A 17,230-nucleotide genomic window follows, 5' to 3' on the forward strand; every position below is an offset into this window, starting at 1 on the left:
TGAGAACAAGTCCTTTCCAGCTCTGTCGCGAATGTTTTCTTACGTCCCCCTGTCCATAAAAAGGAGGAAATTTGGCCGCACCGTGCCCCAAGACAATTCCATTAGCAATAATCCCCCCTTTCCCGGCCCTGGTTCACAGGGGCACGGCAGGAGGGGAACAGATAAAAACCAGGGATCGATTCTGGTGGCTCTGGGATTGGTGAACCCTCTCCTGGAACAGCGGGATGGGTAAAATTCCATGTTCCCGTTCCCCTGGTTCATTGAAACCTTCGAATATAAACGGCCTGAACCGCAAAAGGAAAACACCTATGAAAACCACAATCAAAGAATTCAACAACGAAAAGTATGAAGTCCTGGACCATGCCGAAACCCCGGGATTCAAGACGGCTTTCCACATTGTTTTAAGTGTTGCTGTGATCTATTTCATCTACATATTCGCTCATCTGCTTTGAAGACCCCATGAAAGGAAGCTGAAATGAAAAAGGAATTAACGATTTTTGACAAGCCTGAAAACGTACGCCGGCTGAGAATAGGATTCTTTGTCGCACTTGTCCTGGTACTGATCGCCGAGGCTTTTGTGGAAATGCACGGAGAGTTCCATGTGGCGCATTTTTACGGATTCTATGCGGTATATGGATTCATCTCCTATGTCACCCTCATCTTTGTAGCCAAGCTCCTGCGAAAACTCATCATGCGAAAAGAGGACTACTATGACGACTAATCTGATTCCCCCTGCATTTATTCTTGTTATCGGTGCATTGTTTATCCCGTTTTTGAGGGGTAATTTCAAGCGGGCATACATGCTTCTCCTACCCATTGCCGTTCTCATCACCCTGCTCAACCTGGACCTGGGAAACTATTGGGCCTTCAAATTTTCAGGGTTCGACCTGATTCTCGGGCGCATGGACAAACTGGCTCGGATCTTTGCACTGATATTTACTATCATGGCCTTTATCGGTGTCCTCTTTGCCCTGAAGGTCGAAGACGACCTCCAGCACGTATCCGGGCTGGTCTATGCCGGCTCCACCCTGGGCGTGGTAATGGCAGGGGATCTTCTCTCCCTGTATGTTTTCTGGGAAATCATGGCCGTTGCGTCGACATTTCTGGTCATTGCACCCAGGACCCGTGCATCCCGGGATGCAGGATTTCGTTATCTCCTGGTCCATCTGGCCGGCGGACTTTTCCTGCTGGCCGGGATCATCTTTTACATCCACCACAACGGAACCACAACCTTTGATTATATCGGGCTCAGGGATCCATATTCCTGGTTTATTTTCATTGGAATCGCACTGAATGCAGCAGCCATTCCCCTCCATGCCTGGCTGCCCGACGCCTATCCCATGGGCACGCCCACCAGTACGGTATTCTTGAGTGCCTTTACCACCAAATCTGCGGTCTATCTACTGGTCAGGACCTTTCCGGGCACGGATCTTCTCATAGTCATCGGCGCACTCATGGTTTCGGTGCCGATCTTTTACGCGGTATTGGAGAACGATATCCGCCGGGTGCTTTCTTACAGTCTGATGAACCAGGTCGGGTTCATGCTGGTGGGAATTGGAATCGGCACGGAACTGGCCCTCAACGGAACCGTGGCCCATGCCTTCTGCCATATCCTTTACAAGGCCCTTTTGTTCATGGCTGCGGGATCTGTCCTGCAGATGACGGGAAAGATCAAGTGTACCGAGATCGGAGGGCTTTACAAGACCATGCCCCTGACCTGCCTGTTCTGTATGGTGGGCGCGGCCTCCATATCGGCATTCCCGCTTTTTTCAGGCTTTGTTTCCAAATCCATGATTGTCTCGGCATCCGCCCATGAAAAATTCTTTTTGATCTGGCTGGTTCTCCAGTTTGCCTCCACCGGGGTGGTGGACCATGCCGGTATCAAGGTCCCGTTTTTTACCTTTTTCGGCCATGATTCCGGGATCCGGGCCAAAGAGCCGCCATTGAACATGCTGCTGGCCATGGGGTTTGCCGCCTTCCTATGTGTGGGACTGGGCGTCTATTATCAGCCCCTTTACAACCTGCTGCCTTTTGCCGTGGATTACCAGCCCTACACCGGGTCCCATGTGGTGGGGCAGCTTCAATTGCTGCTCTTTGGTGCCTTTGCCTTTACCCTCTTGATCCTGTCCGGCTATTACGTTCCCGAGGTCAGAAGCCGGAACCTGGACGCAGACTGGTTTTACAGAAAATTTGGAAAACTCTCCTACCGGGCCATGGATAAGGGGTTTAATGCCTTAAACCGCGTAAGTGAGCAGGGAATCCTTGCCTTTGTAAAAGAAGGCGCCGCTTTTTTCAGGCAGATGGCAACCCATGTCTGCCTGTTTTTCGCGGTCAATTTCTGGCTCCTTCTTGGATACCGGGATAAACGTCTGGCCCATAAGAAACTCAGGCTATACAATGACATTTCCCATGGCACCCTTCCCATCGGTATCGGGGCGGCAGTGGCCATTTCTTTTGTCTTTCTTATTTTTGCCCTGACGTAAAAGGAATTTTTCCGGGTAGACCCGATCTGAAAGAAGGGCGTGGCCCGGAAAAATCAGCCTGAAACCAAACGGCCTTTGAATGAATCAAAGGCCGTTTTTTTATTGGCAATGAAAAATGAGGCTGCCTGGAGAAACCCGGCACTCCGGGAATGGCTCAGGATTTAATTGTCGCTTTTGACCTGCCTCACCGCCGGATGGGCCGCCAGGGCTGCCATGAAAAGGCGGGTATGCCGGGTCATTCGTGTTTTAAACTTCTCAACCACCTGCTTCATCAAATGGTAGCCTGTGGTATGATCGGAATTGGCCAGCTCAAGGAGCTGCTCCGAGGAGATGCTGATCACCTTGCTGTCCTCGGCGCAGATGGCCGTATAGGTGGACGGAGAGTTGTCCAGCAGGGAGGACAGGCCAAAGGTCTGGCCCGATGTTAGTTCGTCCAGGGTCAGGACCTTGCCCGATGCGGCCCGGCAATTGATATAGATTTTACCCGATACCAGCATATAGATCAGGTGCTGGACCTGATCCTGGCGGATGAGGATGGTCTCCTCGTCAAAGTTTTCCAGCTGGGCCACCGTGCTGATTTTTTCCAGAACCTCTTCCGGCAGATTTTTCAAAAAATTGATTTTTTTTAGCTTTTCTATCCCAACCATCTTTTTTACCCTTGTTCCAAATTTGATTTAAAAGACCGGGGTCAATTCACTGATGTCGCTCACCCCGGACTTCAGGTCCGGATTCTCTTCCAGGGTTTTTAATATCATCCGGGCCCTTTTGTCCATGGTCCGTTTGTATTGCCCTGCCACGCCGGTCATTACATGAAAAGCCAGTTCTTTATTGGTTTCAAACAATTCCAGCATTCTGGAACCCTTCAGGGTAATGACCTCACAGGGTTCCTGGCAGACAGCCGTATAAGTGGCCACAGATCCCTCGATCAGGGCGGATGAGCCAAAAGAGCGGCCCGACTGCAGATTGTCCAGAATTACATCAATATCTTCTGACAAGGTCATCTTCAGGGCCACCTGGCCCATGATCATCAGATAAAAGGTATCGATCTTGTCCCCCACGGCAAAGAGCTGGGTATCGGCTCCGTAAATGTTGAGCTGGGCCTCCCGGCTGATAATCTCCAGCAGGGGATCGGGCACCTTGCTGAGCATGTTAATCCGTTTGAGATCTTCTATTTTTACCATAATATTTTCCTTTAGGTTAAAATAAAAACCAGGAGAATAAAAGAGACGGCCACGGCCGCGCCGATCCCGATGGGTACGGTGCCTTCCACCATGTCAGTGTAAAGCCTTCCCTTTTTGAACTCCAGCCGTTTTCCCCTGACCGACCGGGCCAGCCAGAAGTTCACCGAGAAGAACAGGGCCAGCCTGGCAAAGGCGTCCTTGAAAAATCCGGCCGCACCTGAGGCAAAAGCCCTGACCAGGGACTCGCACCAGGAATTCAGGGGATTTAAGGTATCGGACAGCAGGGCGTAGACCCCCCTGCCCGCTTTCCGGTAGATCCAGTCGGAGTCCAGGTTCACAGCCCGCTGTTCCGCCGGGTAGATCCCCCCGAGAAGCAGGAGGACAAAGGCCAGGGCAGAGAAAAAGAGCAGCTCGGTCTGGGTCAGTACATGGGATATAGTATAGGGTTGATAATCCACGGGAAAGGGCAGAATATCGTAGAGCGGTTTCGGATATGTTCCGATGAAGATGCACAAAAAGGCAGCCATCCCCATGGCGATGAGCATGTTTTTCGGGGCTTCCTTAACCCTGAGCCCCGAGTCATGGCCGAAAAAGGCAAAAAAGGGAATTTTTATCCCGGCATGGTGGAACACGCCTGCGGATGCAAAGAGCAGGACCAGCCAGACAAACACCAGGCTTCCCTGGCCCGGAACATGGGAACCCAGGGCTGCCGCAGACATGACCATGGATTTGGAAACAAAGCCGGAAAACAGGGGAAAAGCGGAAATGGAGGCAGCGCCCACACAGCAGAACAGACAGGTCCAGGGCATACTCTTATATAACCCCCCCAGGTCTGTGGCGTTGATCTTTCCGGTTCGATACATGACAGCGCCCATGGACATGAACAGCAGGCCCTTGAACAGGATATCGTTAAAGGCATGGGCACAGGCGCCGTTGATGGCCAGTTCCGTTCCGATGCCGATCCCCACGACCATGAATCCGACCTGATTGATGAGACTATAGGCCAGTACCCGGCGCAGATCGTTTTCGATTACCGCGTAGAAGATGGGGAAGGCAGCCATTCCCACACCGATCCAGATGAGGAGCTCCGTGCCCGGATAGAGCCTTGCCAGGGCATAGACAGCCGTCTTTGTGGTAAAGGCGCTTAAAAAGACCGTGCCGCCGATGGTGGCCTCGGGATAGGCGTCCGTCAGCCATGGATGAACAAGAGGCCAGGCGCAATTGATACCGATGCCGAAAAAAATCAGATAGGAGGAAAGGCTGCCCAGGGTGATCTGGGACATTTCCAAAGACCCGGTTTCGGAAAAATGGAATACAATACCGGCCAGCAGGACCAGCCCGCCGAATGCATGGACCAGAAGATACCGGAATCCTGCGGCCTGGGCCGACTTTGTCTTCCGGGACCAGATGAGCATCACCGATCCCACGGTCAAAGACTCCCAGAACACGAAAAAGGTGAACAGATCACCGGCAAAGATGGTTCCGAGGGCTGCCCCGGCGTAGAAAAAGCCAGCCACAAATTCCGTGTTGTCCTTGAAATTCAGGATATAGATCACGGTAATCAAAGAGATAATGTGGAAGATATAACCGAATAAAAGACTGAGCCGGTCCACGTTCATCAGCACCAGGTGAAAGTCCCCGAAACTCAGAAGGTGTTGTTCCCCCATGGGGATATGGATCAGGTTCAAAAAGCCTGCAACCGGGATGAGCATCATATAAACCGACTTTCCCTTTCCTTTGAAAAAGGGAATCAGAAGGCCGCCCAGCATAAAGATGAGCGCCGGCAGGGTACTAGTTGTCATAGTAGTCCTCCTTGCGCTTTACAAGGGGCCGCAGGATGTACTTGGAAACCAACACCAGGACGACGCAGGCCACAAATCCGTAAAAGGAGTAAAACCCCCAGTACTTTTCCCACTCATATTCCACGTGGCGGTGAATAATGTGGTGTTCCGACAGAATAATGTAGACAATATCAAGGACGAGCAGAACAACCACGGAACTGAAAAAGACCTTAAGCAGTCTCTTGACGTTTTCCGGGTTGTCGAACATATACTTTTTTTCCATGGGTAAATGAGCCTATTTCCTAGAGACAAGGTTGAGATAAGATATATGCCATGTAGGCACAGCTTGCAGCGAACACAACGAGAAAAACAGGGCGATAGCCGGGAACGGCATCGTGTTTCAGCTCCATGAGTTCAGTTTTATTTTTATTTTTCATTAGATTATCCTCCGATAAAGCCTTTAACGGCCAGGGATGCAAGATTCAAAAAGGGCTGGGGCGCAAAAAAGAGAACAAAAGAGATCAAAGCGGTGACAACCAGCGGCACCACGCACATCATGGGTGCCTCATCCACCTTGCGTTCAAACATGGCCTCTTCCGGAGTGCAGAAAAAGGCCTTGTAAAAGATGGGCATAAAGTATGCTGCGTTCAGCATGGAAGAGGTCAAGAGCACAAAAAGCATGATCATCTGGTCCCCCTCAAGGGTCCCAAGCACCAGGTACCATTTGGAAATGAATCCGCCGGTGGGCGGAAGTCCGATGATGGATAAGGCCCCGATGAGAAATGCGCTCATGGTCACCGGCATCCGGTAGCCGATTCCCACCATCTGGCTCAGATACTTTTTGCCCGTGGCCACAAAGATGGCGCCGGCACAGAAAAACAGGGTGATCTTGCCGAAGGCATGCATGGCAATATGGAGCAGACCGCCGGTCATGCCTTTGGGAGAAAGCAGGGCCAGACCGAGTACAATATAGGATAGCTGCCCGATGGTGGAATAGGCCAGCCGCCGTTTAAACTCATCCTGGGAAAGGGCAATGGCCGAAGAGACCAGAATGGTTACCGATGCGATCCCGGCCACAACGGCGCCAAGGCCAAAGGAGGCCAGCAGTTTAACGCCGAATATCCCGGTCATAACCCGGGCAATGGAAAAGACACCGACCTTGACTACGGCTACGGCATGGAGGAGTGCGGATACCGGTGTAGGCGCCACCATGGCCGCCGGCAGCCAGGAATGAAACGGCATGATGCCGGCCTTGGCAAATCCGAACACAAACATGAGCAGGAGCACGGCAGCGGAAGGATTGGACAACTGACCCGAGAAGATGCCGCCGGCTGAAAACTCCAGGGTTCCGGTTACGTGGTAGCACCAGATCATGGCCGGCAGCACCAGGCCGATGGAAGTGCCCAGGATAAAGGTCAGGTACCTGCGGCCGGAAATCCGGGAATTGGCATCCTGGTGATGGGTAACCAGGGGATAGGTTGCCAAAGACAGGATCTCGTAGAACAGGTAGAGGGTCAGCAGGTTGGCGGAAAAAGCCGCCCCGATGGTTGCGGAGATGGCCAGGGCAAAATAAGAGACAAACCGGGTCTGCCCGTGTTCGTTAAGCCCCCTCATATAACCGATGGAGTACATGGAGGTGATGATGTAAAGGGAGGAGGCCACCAGGGCAAAGAGCATCCCCAGGGCATCCACTCTAAGGGCAATATCCGCACCCGGTGCAATCTTGAAAAGGGTCAGGCCGATCTCATGTCCGTCCAGAATGGCCGGCAGCATGGAGACCACGATCAGAAACTTGATGGTACCGGCAATAAAGGTCCAGGATTCCCTGACATTGGGCTTTTCCGAAGAAGAGACCAGGACAGGGATGACCAGGAGGGAAACCAGGACAGCCAGAAGAGGTTTGATTGAGGGTATCAGTTCCATTTATTCTTTTGCCTTTGCAGGGGGTTAAATTAGATTCATTTTAAAAACGGCAGGATAATGGTGTCCACAATGGTGCCCGAATAAATCCCCACCAGGATCAGGGAAAGGCTTACGATCCCCAGAGCGGCCAGGGATGAAACCGGAGCCTCCTCCATTACCACAGCCTCTCCATGGCCGTGTCCCTCGGACATGGGCTCGAAAAAGCAGATTTCAAACACCCGGAAAAAGAGAATGGCGCAGAGCAGGGAGGAAATCAGCAGTGCAGCGGCAAAGTGGTAGGCACCGGCCTCAAAGGCCCCCAGAATCAGGTACCACTTGGAAAAGAACCCGCAGGTGGGGGGTACGCCTACAATACTGAAGGCAGCCAGTACAAATCCGGCCATGGTCCAGGGCATTTTGCCGAAAAGCCCTTGCAGATCGGTAAAATCAACGGTTTTGAGCTTGTAGACCATGTTTCCCACGGCCAGGAAAAGGGCAAAGGTCATGAGGGCGTCGTTGATTATGTGAAGGATGGCACCGGTCATTCCCAGTTCATTCCCCAGCCAGGCGCCTCCCACCATGTATCCGATTTCACATACGATGATATAGGTCAGCATCTTCTTCAGATTCTTCTGACCCAGGGCCATGATCCCGCCGGCAAGGACGGCAATGGTTCCCAGCCATACCACACTCTTGGACAGATTCAGGGTGGTAAAGATATAGTCCAGGCCGAACACCGTGATCATCAGACGGACCATCACATAGACCATGACCTTGGTCATGAGCGGAGAGACAATTCTGGCAAATCCCACCGGAGCGTAGCTGTAAGCATTGGGCAGCCATACATGAAGGGGAAACAGGGCCATTTTAATCCAGATCCCGAGCATGCAGAGGATAAAGGCCGCAAGAACCGTGGAAGATCCTTCCATACCCCGTATGATTCCGGCCACGTCCATCATATTCAGAGAACCCGTCTGGATGTAGATATAGCCCACACCCAGCAGATAAAAAGAAGCGCCGATCACACCGATGAAAACATAGTTAAGGCTGGCCAGGGGTCCCCTGTCCCTGTCCCCCAGGGCGATCATGGTATAGGAGGTTAAAGAGGTAATCTCGATAAGGACGTAAAGGTTAAACAGGTCGCCGGTGGCGGTCACGCCGAGAAGCCCCACCAGGAACAGCAGATACATCACGTAAAAGGCGCTGCTCCGGTCCGGGGTTTCCTGCTGGACGTTCCTGTAACTGGCCACCAGATTGACCAGGGCAATGCCGGAAATCAGAACCATGACCACCGCGTTCAGGGTGTCGATCCGGTATTCGATTCCCATGGGCGGCGCCCACCCGGCCATCCGGTAGCTGATGGTCCCCGAGGCCAGAACCGTGATCAGGTTGTTGACGGCGGAAAAGGCGGAGATTCCCATGGCAGCAAGGGCCAGGGGGTAAGTGAGGCGTTCTTCCACCCAGGCGGCAATGCCCGCAAAAAAGGCCCCCAGAAGCGGGGCAATCACAACAAGTGCAGGATAATTGTTCATGGTCTATTTTTCCGATAATCGCATTCTGAGTTCATCTTCTTCAAGGGTCTGGTATCTCTGGTAGATCCGGACGCACAGGGCCATGGCCACACCAAAGGTGGCTACGGAGACCACAATGGCCGTAAGCATGAGCACATGGGGCAGCGGATTGATATAATGGGCGGCCTGGATGGCGGCATGATGCGCCCCGTGACCGGAGGTTTCCTTGATAATGGGAATGGTGCCTTCGTGCTTGAACCCGATGGAGACGTAGAAAAGGATAATGGCGGTCTGAAATATATTCATACCCACCAGCTTTTTGATCAAATTGTTTTTGGAGATCATGGCGTAGAGCCCGATCATCATGAGGATGATATAAAGCCAGTAGTTGTACTTTGCCGTGATCAGAGCTAAGAGGTCCATACGTGTATCCTATAATCCTTCGTCATGTCTGCCTTCGGAGACGATATTGATATAAATGATCACCATGACCATGGTTACGGCGATCCCCACACCGATCTCGACCCCGAGCATGCCCAGGGCCCGGATATGGTGCTCCCCGAAAATCGGAGACAATTTGCCGTAGTCCAGAAAATTTCCTCCCATGAACATGGCAAGGGCACCGATCCCCACGTAAATCAGCACGCCGATGGCGGAAAAAACCCCTAGAAATTTTTCTGATATCCTTTTCATCAGGGTTTTGAGATTATAGGCAATGGCAATGAGAATCAGGCTGGAACCGAAGATCACCCCGCCCTGGAACCCGCCGCCCGGTGAAAAATCCCCGTGGGCAACCACATACAAGGCGTAAATCTGGATAAAAGGGATCAAAATCCGGCACACGGTCTTGATAATGGTGTCCGAAGGCACCCAGTCCTTGTCCATGTCCTCAAATTCATTTCCCACCCGGATCTCTGCAGCGTTGTTCTTTACATGGAGAACGACTCCCGTGGGCACATGGCGGTAGTACTGGTCCTTTTTGGGTCTGAAATCCCTGAGCAGCAGAAAACAGGCCAGGCCGGCACAGAAGACAACCGCGGTTTCAAACATGGTGTCAAACCCCCTGTAATCCGCAAGAACGGCTGTCACCAGGTTCGGCACATCGGTCTCCTCCACCGCATTTTCAATATAATAATTGGAAAGATGAAGGGATGCCGGAGAGTTGGGGTCCCCCCAGTCCGGCAGGTCAGCGGTTCCGTACAGCAAAAGTCCGCCGGTCAGGCAGACCACAATGAAAGCAAAGAGTTTCAATCTTTTGTCCTCCTGCTGGTTCGAAATACGGCTGCGACAAAAAAGACCGTGCTGACCCCGGCCCCGACGGAAGCCTCGGTAAAGGCCACATCCACGGCACCCATGACCGCCCACAAAAGGCACATCATAAAGGAATAGGCTCCGAACAGGATGGCGGTTCCCAGCAGGTCACGGACGGAGATGGCCGCAATGGCGCAGAATATGACAAAGGTTAAAACGATCAGGTCAATGGGCCAGTACATCTTTATTCCTTTCCTTTGGCACTGGATTCACTTTTTCGGGTCCAGGGCCGAAGACCTGCCCGCATGCCTGCGTCAACAATGGAATGTGTGGCCGTAGGGCTGGACATGAATACAAAAAAGACAATGAGCAGCATTTTAATGGAGAGCAGCACCGTGGCAAGGGAAAAGTGGTGCAGGTTGATCAGGACAAGCCCGATAACCATGGCCATGATCCCCAGAGTATCCAGTTTGCCGGCCGGATGAAGCCTGGAGTAAAAATCAGGCATGCGGATGATGCCGATGGCACCTCCCAGAAAAAAGATCAGGCCCGTTACCAGAAAAAAAACAGCCAAACCGTTTAATAACATGATAGATCTCCCCTTACTCGGTAAATGATTCTTCGTACAGCCCTTTCCGCTTGTGAAAGTACCGGGAAGCGGTGAGTACGGCCACAAAATTGAGGAAGGCATAGGCCAGGGCAATGTCGACGAACATGTCCACCCGCTCGTAGAGGAAGCCGATGAGCAGGAGCAGGACAACGGTCTTGCTCCCGATGGCATTCACCCCGATGAGCCGGTCCAGTACAGAAGGGCCGAACAGGCAGCGGTAAAGTGAAAGCAGCATCAGCAGGCAAAGGGCCAGGGCGACATATAAAAGAAAAATATTCATTGGTTCTCTCCGTAGATATCAGCCACGTTTTTCAGCATGGTGCCGGGCAGGGCCTCGGCAGACGGCTTGTCAATGGCATGAACCCTGAAGGTTCCATCCCTTTCGACATTTACCGTAATGGTGCCGGGTGTCAGGGTAATGGAATTGGCCAGGGTGGTAATGGCAAGGTCGGATTCAAGATCGGTTTTGAATGTGATGATATGGGGGTCGATCAGCTCCTTCATCCGGGGTTGAAAAACCAGAAACAAAAGATGAAAATTGGCCTTTATGATCTCCAGGAGCAGCCAGGGGATATAGAGGATAAATTTCAGGCCGATGCCGGCATGGCCCATGGTGATGCTCGGAAAAAGCAGATCATGAAAAAACCAGGCCACCAGGCCGCTGGAAATCACACCGAGCCCCAGCAACAGCGGCTCAAATTTTCCGGACAGCACCACCCAGGTGATCATCATCAGAATAAAGGTGAACAAAAAAGGGAAAAAAGAAAAACGGTTTTCAGCCGAACCGGCGTTTGGGCCAGGGCCGTTGGAAGATTCAGTCAAATCGGGTCTCCTTATCTGGGGATAGACAAATGTCTGGGTTGGATATGGCGACTATTTTTCGACACCGTAAATTCCACGGAATTTATCATAAAGTTTTGATAAGCTTCCCTTTTTCTTTGACGATTTTCCGGCCGGTTCATCGCCGCCATTCGGGCCTTCCTGTTTCAAACGATGGTCATAGGCAGCCTTGATGGTTTCAATCAGAGTATCCATGTCCACGGGCTTGGACAAAAACTTAAACGCATTATACTTGCCGCTTTCCAGAGCATTCTCGACACTTCCGTGACCCGTCAGTACGATACAGGGCAGAAAAGGCTGAAGTTCCTTAAGTCGTTTTTGGACCTCAATACCGTCAATTCCGGGCATCTGAAGGTCCACTACGGCCACATCAAACTCTTCTTTAGCAGCAGCCTCCACCCCTTCTTCTCCCGAGAAGGTGGTTTTTGCTGTAAACCCTTCGAGAACAAGTCGTTTTGCCATGTACTTCAAAAACGTCTGTTCATCATCTATAAATAAAAGCTTCATAACAACCCTTTAGTTTATCAAAAAAAATATCTAAATCAGATCTCAGTTTGTTTTTATCATTTTCGCGTCATTTTGTAGCAAACCCCCCCATGGGAGTCAAGCCGTTTTGTCAGCTTCAAAACAGCCGGATCCTGGCTTTTGGATATATTGATGTCAGGATGTCAGCCCTTGACCGGGAAGAGAAGGCAGGGAAAAACAGATTTATCGGCTATATTCCTGGAGATGGAACCCATCCACCGTTCCAGAATTGCGGTTTTTTCGCTGAAGCCCAAAATCACCATGGTGGCCTGGTACTCTTTTGCCGCTTTTAAAATTTCTTTTTCCGGGTCCCCCACATATACATGGGGCCGGCAGCAAATCCCTGCATCTTCAAATTCATCACAGAGATCATCCAGTTTTTTTCTCTCTTTTTTTCTTACCTTCTGGACTTCATGGGAGTCCGGACCTTCCAGGTCCTTTTCCTTGACCACATGCATGATGTGCATCTCTCCGATGACCTGTCCCAGGGTTTTCAGACAGGCCACGGCCTTTTCCCCGGAGTTGGACCATGAGGTGGCAAAAAGGGGTCTTTTGAACAGCTCCTCGGGAACCATATTGTCTTCGGCTATATGTTTGAAGACCAGGATGGGAACCCGGGTCCTCCGGGTCAGTTCCGTGATGTCGGACCGGGAATAAAGCTGCTCCAACGGACCCTTGTGGGATCGCCCGATAACGATAAGATCCGGTTTTTCCCGTTCCACCACCTTGAGAATTTCCGGAATCAGGGTGGACACCTCTATGTAGGCTCCGACTTCCATTCCCATTTCAAAGAGGTTCTCCGCCCAGTCAATAAACCGGATATTGGCCGTCTCCTTGAGTTTGACCTCTTCCTCTTTTAAGTATCCGGCTCCCCTTTTCATGGCCACCTTTTCCCGTTCAATCACATTCAGGAAAACCACATGCTCAAGATCTGCTTTTCTCAGGCTCAGCAATGAATTCAAGGCGTCATAACACAGATCTTCAAACTTGGTCACAAAAAGCAGTTTGTTAATTTTCATGAAACCTCCCGCGGCCGTTATCCGGCGTCGCATATATATAAACGGTTCTCTACCCCTGTCTTTTTACCCGATCTTTTTTTTGATGGCCCGGGCCAGTTCTTCCGGCTCAACAGGCTTTTCCAGGTAAATATCCGGCTTGGGCACTTCCCCTCCTTTAAATTCCTCCAGAACTTTCTGGGATTTGAGAAATGAGCGCATGGCAATTCCCGTGAACATGATCACGGGGATTCCTTTAAGGACTTCATCCGTTTTTAACTGACGGTAAAGCCGGATACCGCTTCCCCTCGGCATGAGCACATCCAGAATCACCAGATCCGGCGGATCTTTCAGAATTTTCTCCAATCCTTCCACGCCGTCCTGAGCAACCAAAGGAGTATACTGGTTTTCCTCCAGGACTGTGACAACGAATGACCTCACATCGGGATCATCATCCACCACAAGAACCTTTTTACTCATAATCTATTCTCCTTTGTCAATTTTATTCAACCGCTTCAGATTCCGCAAGGGGAAGCCGGATAGTGAAAGTTGTTCCCTGTCCCGGGCTTGATTCGGTGTCAATCCGTCCCTTATGCTCTTCCACAAGCTTTCCTGTAACCAGGAGGCCAAGCCCTGTTCCTTTGCCCCCCTTGGAGCTGAACATGGGATTAAAGAGTCCGGCCCGGATCTCATCATCCATTCCGCAGCCGTTGTCTTTTACATCAAAGCAGAGCCAGCCCTTCTCTGTATAGGTTTTGATGAGGATCTTAAAGTCCTTTGTCCGGTCTTCATCCTCCTCACAGGCATCAACGGCATTGGAGACCAGGTTAAGCAGAGACCTGTGAATGGTCCGGGGATCGGCAATCACCTCCCCTAAAACCGGATCTAGCTCCTTCAGAACCCGGACCTGCTTGGATGCGGCAGTATCTGCCACCAGGTCAATGATCTCCTCCACGATCTCGTTGGGATCACAGGGCTCAAATTCGGGTTCCCTTTCCTTGGAATAGGTTAAAAGATCCTGGGTAAGATCTGCCACCCGGTTGATGTTTTTCTTAATGGTCTCCCATCCGGCCTTAAGTTTTTCCGTATTATTCTTTTTCATGCCCACATCCACCACATAGGACCCTCCCTTGAGTCCGATGAGGATGTTTTTAACATAATGGGCCAGGCCGCTGACCGTCTGTCCCACGGCGGCCAGGCGTTCGGACTGGACCAGCTCCTGTTCCAGCCGCTTGATCTCGGTCAGGTCCTGGAAAAAATTAACGATCCCCATAAACTCCCCCCGTTCATGGAGTACATTGGTGGCATATCTCACCGGGATGCGGGTGCCGTCCCTGAGTTCCAGGGTTCTTTCATGCCAGGGCGTGCTTTTGCCGGATTCCTTGTTCCGGGCCTGAATCTTTAACTCCTCCACAAGGTCTGAGGTATACAGGTCGTCAATGGTCGTCTGATTGAGCACATCACCCGGTTTTTTTCCGAAGATCCTGCCCGACTCGGGGTTGTACACGACGATCTTCCAATCATGATCAAAGGCCACAATGGCGTCATTGCTGCTTTGGATCAGCAGTTTCTGGAACCGGGCCCGGCGGCGGATCTCTTCCGTGGCCTCGGCCACCTTTTTCTCAAGGTTCTTGGTATACCCCTCCAGCTGTTCCCGGATATGGATCTTGGTCTTGGCCCGGTCCAGGGCAATGGCCAGGGCTTCGTCCCTCACCGGTTTGTTGATGAAATCACTTGCCCCGTACTGGAGGGCCGTAATGGTGGAATCAATATCCCCGTGGCCGGTGACGATGATAACCTCCTTGTCCGCATCGATCTCCTTGATCTTTCGTAAAAGCTCAAGCCCGTCCATTCCCGGCATCTTGATATCCGTCACCACAATATCCGGGGATTCCGACTGAAACTTTTCCAGCCCCTGCTCCCCGCTATAGGCGGTCACGGTCTCATACCCGTCGCTTCTCAGGGACATGGACAAAAGCCGCACGATGATCTCTTCATCATCCACAATCAATATCTTATTGGCCGACATAACAGGATCCCCTATTCAATTGCTGGAAATTTAATTGTGAAATTTGACCCGACCCCTTCCTCGCTCTCAATCTCGATGGTTCCGGAATAATCTTTGATGATTCCGAAACTGATGCTGGTACCCAGCCCGGTCCCCTTTCCGGTTTCCTTGGTGGTGAAAAAAGGTTCAAATATTTTCTGTCTGACCTCTTCACTCATACCGACCCCTGTATCCGAGACCACGGCAATCACCTCTTTTCCGGAACTCCGAGTGGTAATGGTCAGTTTTTTCTCCACAGGTTCATCACCGCCCTGCCCTGCCTTGGCCTTTGCTTCCTTTTCATCCATGGCATCTATGGCATTGGTCACCAGGTTGATGAATACCTGTTCCAGCCGGTTGTGTTCCGCCCGGATCGGGGGCAGGTCAGAATCCAGGTCCAGATTCACCTTGATGGAGTGAACCGTAAGCTGGTGGCCCAAAACCTTGAATACATCGCTGATGGGATCATTGAGATCAAGCTTTTTCAAATCCCTTTCCGACTGCCTTGAAAAATCACGGACATGCTTGATCACCCCTGCAGCCCTTGCCACATTATCGATGATATCCTCGGCCATTCCCTTGAGTTCATCCTCGGGAATGGAAATTCCCTTTTTAATCATCTTGAGCATGAGGTCGGCACAGATCTGGATCACGTTCAGGGGCTGGTTGATCTCATGGGCCATGCCGGCTGCCATTGTCCCCAGGGTAGCCAGTTTCCCGGCCTGGATAAGCTGGGTCTCCTTTTCAATGCTCTCGGTGATATCCGTGGTCGATGCAATGAGCACATCCCTGTGGCTGTACCTGGCGTTCACCACCTTGATATTGACATAAAAGGCCTGTTTTGATTTTTTGAAATGCCGTTTTTTGGTAAAGAGAGCGGCCTCTCCCCTGCCCAGTTCCATGAACCTCTTCTTGATGATCTTGTCGTCTTTTTCCCCGATTTCCAGAAAAGAACTTCCCAGAAGATCGGCCTTGGAATATCCGTACTCCCCCTCCACCCGGTGGTTGATATCGAGGATTTCCAGGGTCCCGCGGTCAATGATGAATATGGGATTGGGGTTGTTGTTGAACAGGGACCTGTACTTTTCTTCCGATGCCTTATACTTTTCATGGAGTTTGGCCAGTTCCCGGTCCTGGAGATCGATTTCCGTTTTTGCTTTTTTGTCTTCGGTCTGGTCGAGCAGGGTTTCAATGGCCCCTATGATCTTACCGTCCGGGGATTTAATGGGAGCGGCCGTAAAAAAGATCCATTTTCCATTCTCCCCCAGATGGGGAAAGAACTCTTCGGCTTCATAGGCCTCTTTAATGATGTTGGATTTACGCCAGGATGTACCATAGTACTTTTTTACATCTTCTTCCGACATCTGGCTGACCACCACATCGGCCATGGTGGGCCGCTTGGCAGACCGGAAGGGAACCCATTGACGGTCCGTACCCACCAGCTCGTAGGCCCTGTGGCCGGTCAGGTCCTCACAGGCCCGGTTCCAATGGGTAATGATATGTTCGTTGTTGATGATAAAGGTGGGGATCATGGAGCCCTGGATGATCTGGGTAAGCTCCTTTTCCATCTCCAGCAGGGTCTCTCTTTCATTCTTAAGATGGAGGTTTCTTTGGTCTGCCACCTGGATTACTTGGTCTGAAAACTCGTCAAAAAGACCGGCCAGATCTTCCCTGGTCACTTTTTTATCCCCGAGCCTATCTTTGATCTGGAGAATCTTTTCCTGAATCTCCAGAAAATTAATAAAGGAACCTGCCTGATATGTGTCCAGATCAATGACCCTCATACTGCAGGAATCAATGGTTTCCAGCATGGGTGTCAGGGCTTCGTCGTTTTTGAGTTTTAGAATCAGGTCAAGATCCTGGCGGTTGCAGACCTCTGCATAATCGGTTTCCACGGGGATGCCCAGTTCGCGGGCCCGGACCACTCCCTTGCTGTTCACCAGGGTATCCGCCACCATAACCACCCGGATATCCAGTTTACTTAACCCGGGCCCGGTCAGCATATCCAAAATCCGGGCACAGGGGTCGGAGCCGCCGATAATTGCTATTTTTAAGCCGTGGAGATCAAAATTCATGGTTTTCTCCTTTTGTCCTCTCTTTCCTA

Annotated in this window: 21 protein-coding genes; 3 read left to right on the forward strand and 18 right to left on the reverse strand. The window is 51.4% G+C overall.

Annotated elements, in window-relative coordinates; genetic code table 11:
- Window positions 1–308: 308 nt before the first annotated feature.
- The 3 genes from F608_RS36395 to F608_RS0127150 are packed head-to-tail and all read left to right on the forward strand — an operon-like array spanning window position 309 to window position 2,483.
- The gene (locus tag F608_RS36395) at window positions 309–452 is read left to right on the forward strand and encodes a hypothetical protein (RefSeq protein WP_022668906.1); all 144 of its coding nucleotides are present in this window, start codon (window positions 309–311) and stop codon (window positions 450–452) included.
- Between the two features lie 23 nt (window positions 453–475).
- Window positions 476–721: a hypothetical protein gene (locus tag F608_RS0127145; protein WP_022668907.1), complete on the forward strand. Its 246-nt coding sequence runs from the start codon at window positions 476–478 to the stop codon at window positions 719–721.
- Complete coding sequence (locus tag F608_RS0127150) at window positions 711–2,483, forward strand: Na(+)/H(+) antiporter subunit D (protein WP_022668908.1); 1,773 nt, start codon at window positions 711–713, stop codon at window positions 2,481–2,483. The genes F608_RS0127145 and F608_RS0127150 overlap by 11 nt, the downstream gene beginning before the upstream one ends.
- A 161-nt stretch (window positions 2,484–2,644) precedes the next feature.
- Here the strand turns inward: F608_RS0127150 and F608_RS0127160 are convergent, their stop codons facing one another.
- The 18 genes from F608_RS0127160 to F608_RS0127245 all read right to left on the reverse strand — a co-directional run bounded on the left by F608_RS0127160 (window position 2,645) and on the right by F608_RS0127245 (window position 17,201).
- On the reverse strand, window positions 2,645–3,130 hold the full coding sequence (locus F608_RS0127160; RefSeq protein WP_022668910.1) for a Crp/Fnr family transcriptional regulator: 486 nt from the start codon (window positions 3,128–3,130) through the stop codon (window positions 2,645–2,647).
- A gap of 27 nt (window positions 3,131–3,157) precedes the next feature.
- A complete protein-coding gene (locus F608_RS0127165; RefSeq protein ID WP_022668911.1) occupies window positions 3,158–3,664 on the reverse strand; it encodes a Crp/Fnr family transcriptional regulator in 507 nt (168 codons plus the stop codon).
- An 11-nt stretch (window positions 3,665–3,675) separates the two neighbouring features.
- On the reverse strand, window positions 3,676–5,466 hold the full coding sequence (locus F608_RS0127170; RefSeq protein WP_022668912.1) for a Na(+)/H(+) antiporter subunit D: 1,791 nt from the start codon (window positions 5,464–5,466) through the stop codon (window positions 3,676–3,678).
- Window positions 5,456–5,728 (reverse strand): hypothetical protein, encoded by a 273-nt coding sequence (locus tag F608_RS0127175; protein ID WP_022668913.1) that lies wholly within the window; start codon window positions 5,726–5,728, stop codon window positions 5,456–5,458. Before F608_RS0127175 ends, F608_RS0127170 begins: the two co-directional genes overlap by 11 nt.
- Before the next feature lie 19 nt (window positions 5,729–5,747).
- On the reverse strand, window positions 5,748–5,882 hold the full coding sequence (locus F608_RS37230; protein WP_279615107.1) for a hypothetical protein: 135 nt from the start codon (window positions 5,880–5,882) through the stop codon (window positions 5,748–5,750).
- 4 nt (window positions 5,883–5,886) lie between these two features.
- The gene (locus F608_RS0127185; RefSeq protein ID WP_022668914.1) at window positions 5,887–7,368 is read right to left on the reverse strand and encodes a monovalent cation/H+ antiporter subunit D family protein; all 1,482 of its coding nucleotides are present in this window, start codon (window positions 7,366–7,368) and stop codon (window positions 5,887–5,889) included.
- 35 nt (window positions 7,369–7,403) lie between these two features.
- Entirely contained in the window at window positions 7,404–8,879 is a 1,476-nt protein-coding gene (locus F608_RS0127190) for a complex I subunit 5 family protein (protein WP_022668915.1), read from the reverse strand.
- A gap of 3 nt (window positions 8,880–8,882) precedes the next feature.
- Complete coding sequence (locus tag F608_RS0127195) at window positions 8,883–9,281, reverse strand: cation:proton antiporter subunit C (RefSeq protein WP_022668916.1); 399 nt, start codon at window positions 9,279–9,281, stop codon at window positions 8,883–8,885.
- A 9-nt stretch (window positions 9,282–9,290) separates the two neighbouring features.
- Window positions 9,291–10,109 carry a Na(+)/H(+) antiporter subunit B gene (locus tag F608_RS0127200; protein WP_022668917.1) on the reverse strand — a complete coding sequence of 273 codons (819 nt, stop codon included), beginning with the start codon at window positions 10,107–10,109 and terminating at the stop codon, window positions 9,291–9,293.
- Complete coding sequence (locus F608_RS0127205; protein ID WP_022668918.1) at window positions 10,106–10,351, reverse strand: Na(+)/H(+) antiporter subunit B; 246 nt, start codon at window positions 10,349–10,351, stop codon at window positions 10,106–10,108. The genes F608_RS0127200 and F608_RS0127205 overlap by 4 nt, the downstream gene beginning before the upstream one ends.
- A gap of 2 nt (window positions 10,352–10,353) precedes the next feature.
- On the reverse strand, window positions 10,354–10,698 hold the full coding sequence (mnhG, locus tag F608_RS0127210) for a monovalent cation/H(+) antiporter subunit G (RefSeq protein WP_022668919.1): 345 nt from the start codon (window positions 10,696–10,698) through the stop codon (window positions 10,354–10,356).
- 13 nt (window positions 10,699–10,711) lie between these two features.
- Window positions 10,712–10,999, reverse strand: coding sequence for an MrpF/PhaF family protein (locus F608_RS0127215; RefSeq protein ID WP_022668920.1), 288 nt, complete (start codon window positions 10,997–10,999; stop codon window positions 10,712–10,714).
- Entirely contained in the window at window positions 10,996–11,541 is a 546-nt protein-coding gene (locus F608_RS33595) for a Na+/H+ antiporter subunit E (protein ID WP_022668921.1), read from the reverse strand. Before F608_RS33595 ends, F608_RS0127215 begins: the two co-directional genes overlap by 4 nt.
- A 51-nt stretch (window positions 11,542–11,592) precedes the next feature.
- Window positions 11,593–12,066, reverse strand: a complete 474-nt coding sequence (locus tag F608_RS0127225) for a response regulator (protein ID WP_022668922.1) — start codon at window positions 12,064–12,066, stop codon at window positions 11,593–11,595.
- 161 nt (window positions 12,067–12,227) lie between these two features.
- On the reverse strand, window positions 12,228–13,103 hold the full coding sequence (locus tag F608_RS0127230; protein ID WP_022668923.1) for a universal stress protein: 876 nt from the start codon (window positions 13,101–13,103) through the stop codon (window positions 12,228–12,230).
- 63 nt (window positions 13,104–13,166) lie between these two features.
- Window positions 13,167–13,559 carry a response regulator gene (locus F608_RS0127235; protein ID WP_022668924.1) on the reverse strand — a complete coding sequence of 131 codons (393 nt, stop codon included), beginning with the start codon at window positions 13,557–13,559 and terminating at the stop codon, window positions 13,167–13,169.
- Between the two features lie 22 nt (window positions 13,560–13,581).
- Window positions 13,582–15,108, reverse strand: a complete 1,527-nt coding sequence (locus F608_RS33600; protein ID WP_022668925.1) for an ATP-binding response regulator — start codon at window positions 15,106–15,108, stop codon at window positions 13,582–13,584.
- A gap of 11 nt (window positions 15,109–15,119) precedes the next feature.
- Complete coding sequence (locus F608_RS0127245; protein ID WP_022668926.1) at window positions 15,120–17,201, reverse strand: PAS domain-containing sensor histidine kinase; 2,082 nt, start codon at window positions 17,199–17,201, stop codon at window positions 15,120–15,122.
- Window positions 17,202–17,230: the final 29 nt, after the last annotated feature.

The organism is Desulfospira joergensenii DSM 10085, from assembly GCF_000420085.1.
GTDB lineage: Bacteria > Desulfobacterota > Desulfobacteria > Desulfobacterales > Desulfobacteraceae > Desulfospira > Desulfospira joergensenii.

Coding starts and splice junctions, on each gene's coding strand:
- F608_RS36395 (WP_022668906.1), top strand. CDS start 309: ATGAAAACCACAATCAAAGAATTCAACAACGAAAAGTATGAAGTCCTG.
- F608_RS0127145 (WP_022668907.1), top strand. CDS start 476: ATGAAAAAGGAATTAACGATTTTTGACAAGCCTGAAAACGTACGCCGG.
- F608_RS0127150 (WP_022668908.1), top strand. CDS start 711: ATGACGACTAATCTGATTCCCCCTGCATTTATTCTTGTTATCGGTGCA.
- F608_RS0127160 (WP_022668910.1), bottom strand. CDS start 3,130: ATGGTTGGGATAGAAAAGCTAAAAAAAATCAATTTTTTGAAAAATCTG.
- F608_RS0127165 (WP_022668911.1), bottom strand. CDS start 3,664: ATGGTAAAAATAGAAGATCTCAAACGGATTAACATGCTCAGCAAGGTG.
- F608_RS0127170 (WP_022668912.1), bottom strand. CDS start 5,466: ATGACAACTAGTACCCTGCCGGCGCTCATCTTTATGCTGGGCGGCCTT.
- F608_RS0127175 (WP_022668913.1), bottom strand. CDS start 5,728: ATGGAAAAAAAGTATATGTTCGACAACCCGGAAAACGTCAAGAGACTG.
- F608_RS37230 (WP_279615107.1), bottom strand. CDS start 5,882: ATGAAAAATAAAAATAAAACTGAACTCATGGAGCTGAAACACGATGCC.
- F608_RS0127185 (WP_022668914.1), bottom strand. CDS start 7,368: ATGGAACTGATACCCTCAATCAAACCTCTTCTGGCTGTCCTGGTTTCC.
- F608_RS0127190 (WP_022668915.1), bottom strand. CDS start 8,879: ATGAACAATTATCCTGCACTTGTTGTGATTGCCCCGCTTCTGGGGGCC.
- F608_RS0127195 (WP_022668916.1), bottom strand. CDS start 9,281: ATGGACCTCTTAGCTCTGATCACGGCAAAGTACAACTACTGGCTTTAT.
- F608_RS0127205 (WP_022668918.1), bottom strand. CDS start 10,351: ATGTACTGGCCCATTGACCTGATCGTTTTAACCTTTGTCATATTCTGC.
- mnhG (WP_022668919.1), bottom strand. CDS start 10,698: ATGTTATTAAACGGTTTGGCTGTTTTTTTTCTGGTAACGGGCCTGATC.
- F608_RS0127215 (WP_022668920.1), bottom strand. CDS start 10,999: ATGAATATTTTTCTTTTATATGTCGCCCTGGCCCTTTGCCTGCTGATG.
- F608_RS0127225 (WP_022668922.1), bottom strand. CDS start 12,066: ATGAAGCTTTTATTTATAGATGATGAACAGACGTTTTTGAAGTACATG.
- F608_RS0127230 (WP_022668923.1), bottom strand. CDS start 13,103: ATGAAAATTAACAAACTGCTTTTTGTGACCAAGTTTGAAGATCTGTGT.
- F608_RS0127235 (WP_022668924.1), bottom strand. CDS start 13,559: ATGAGTAAAAAGGTTCTTGTGGTGGATGATGATCCCGATGTGAGGTCA.
- F608_RS33600 (WP_022668925.1), bottom strand. CDS start 15,108: ATGTCGGCCAATAAGATATTGATTGTGGATGATGAAGAGATCATCGTG.
- F608_RS0127245 (WP_022668926.1), bottom strand. CDS start 17,201: ATGAATTTTGATCTCCACGGCTTAAAAATAGCAATTATCGGCGGCTCC.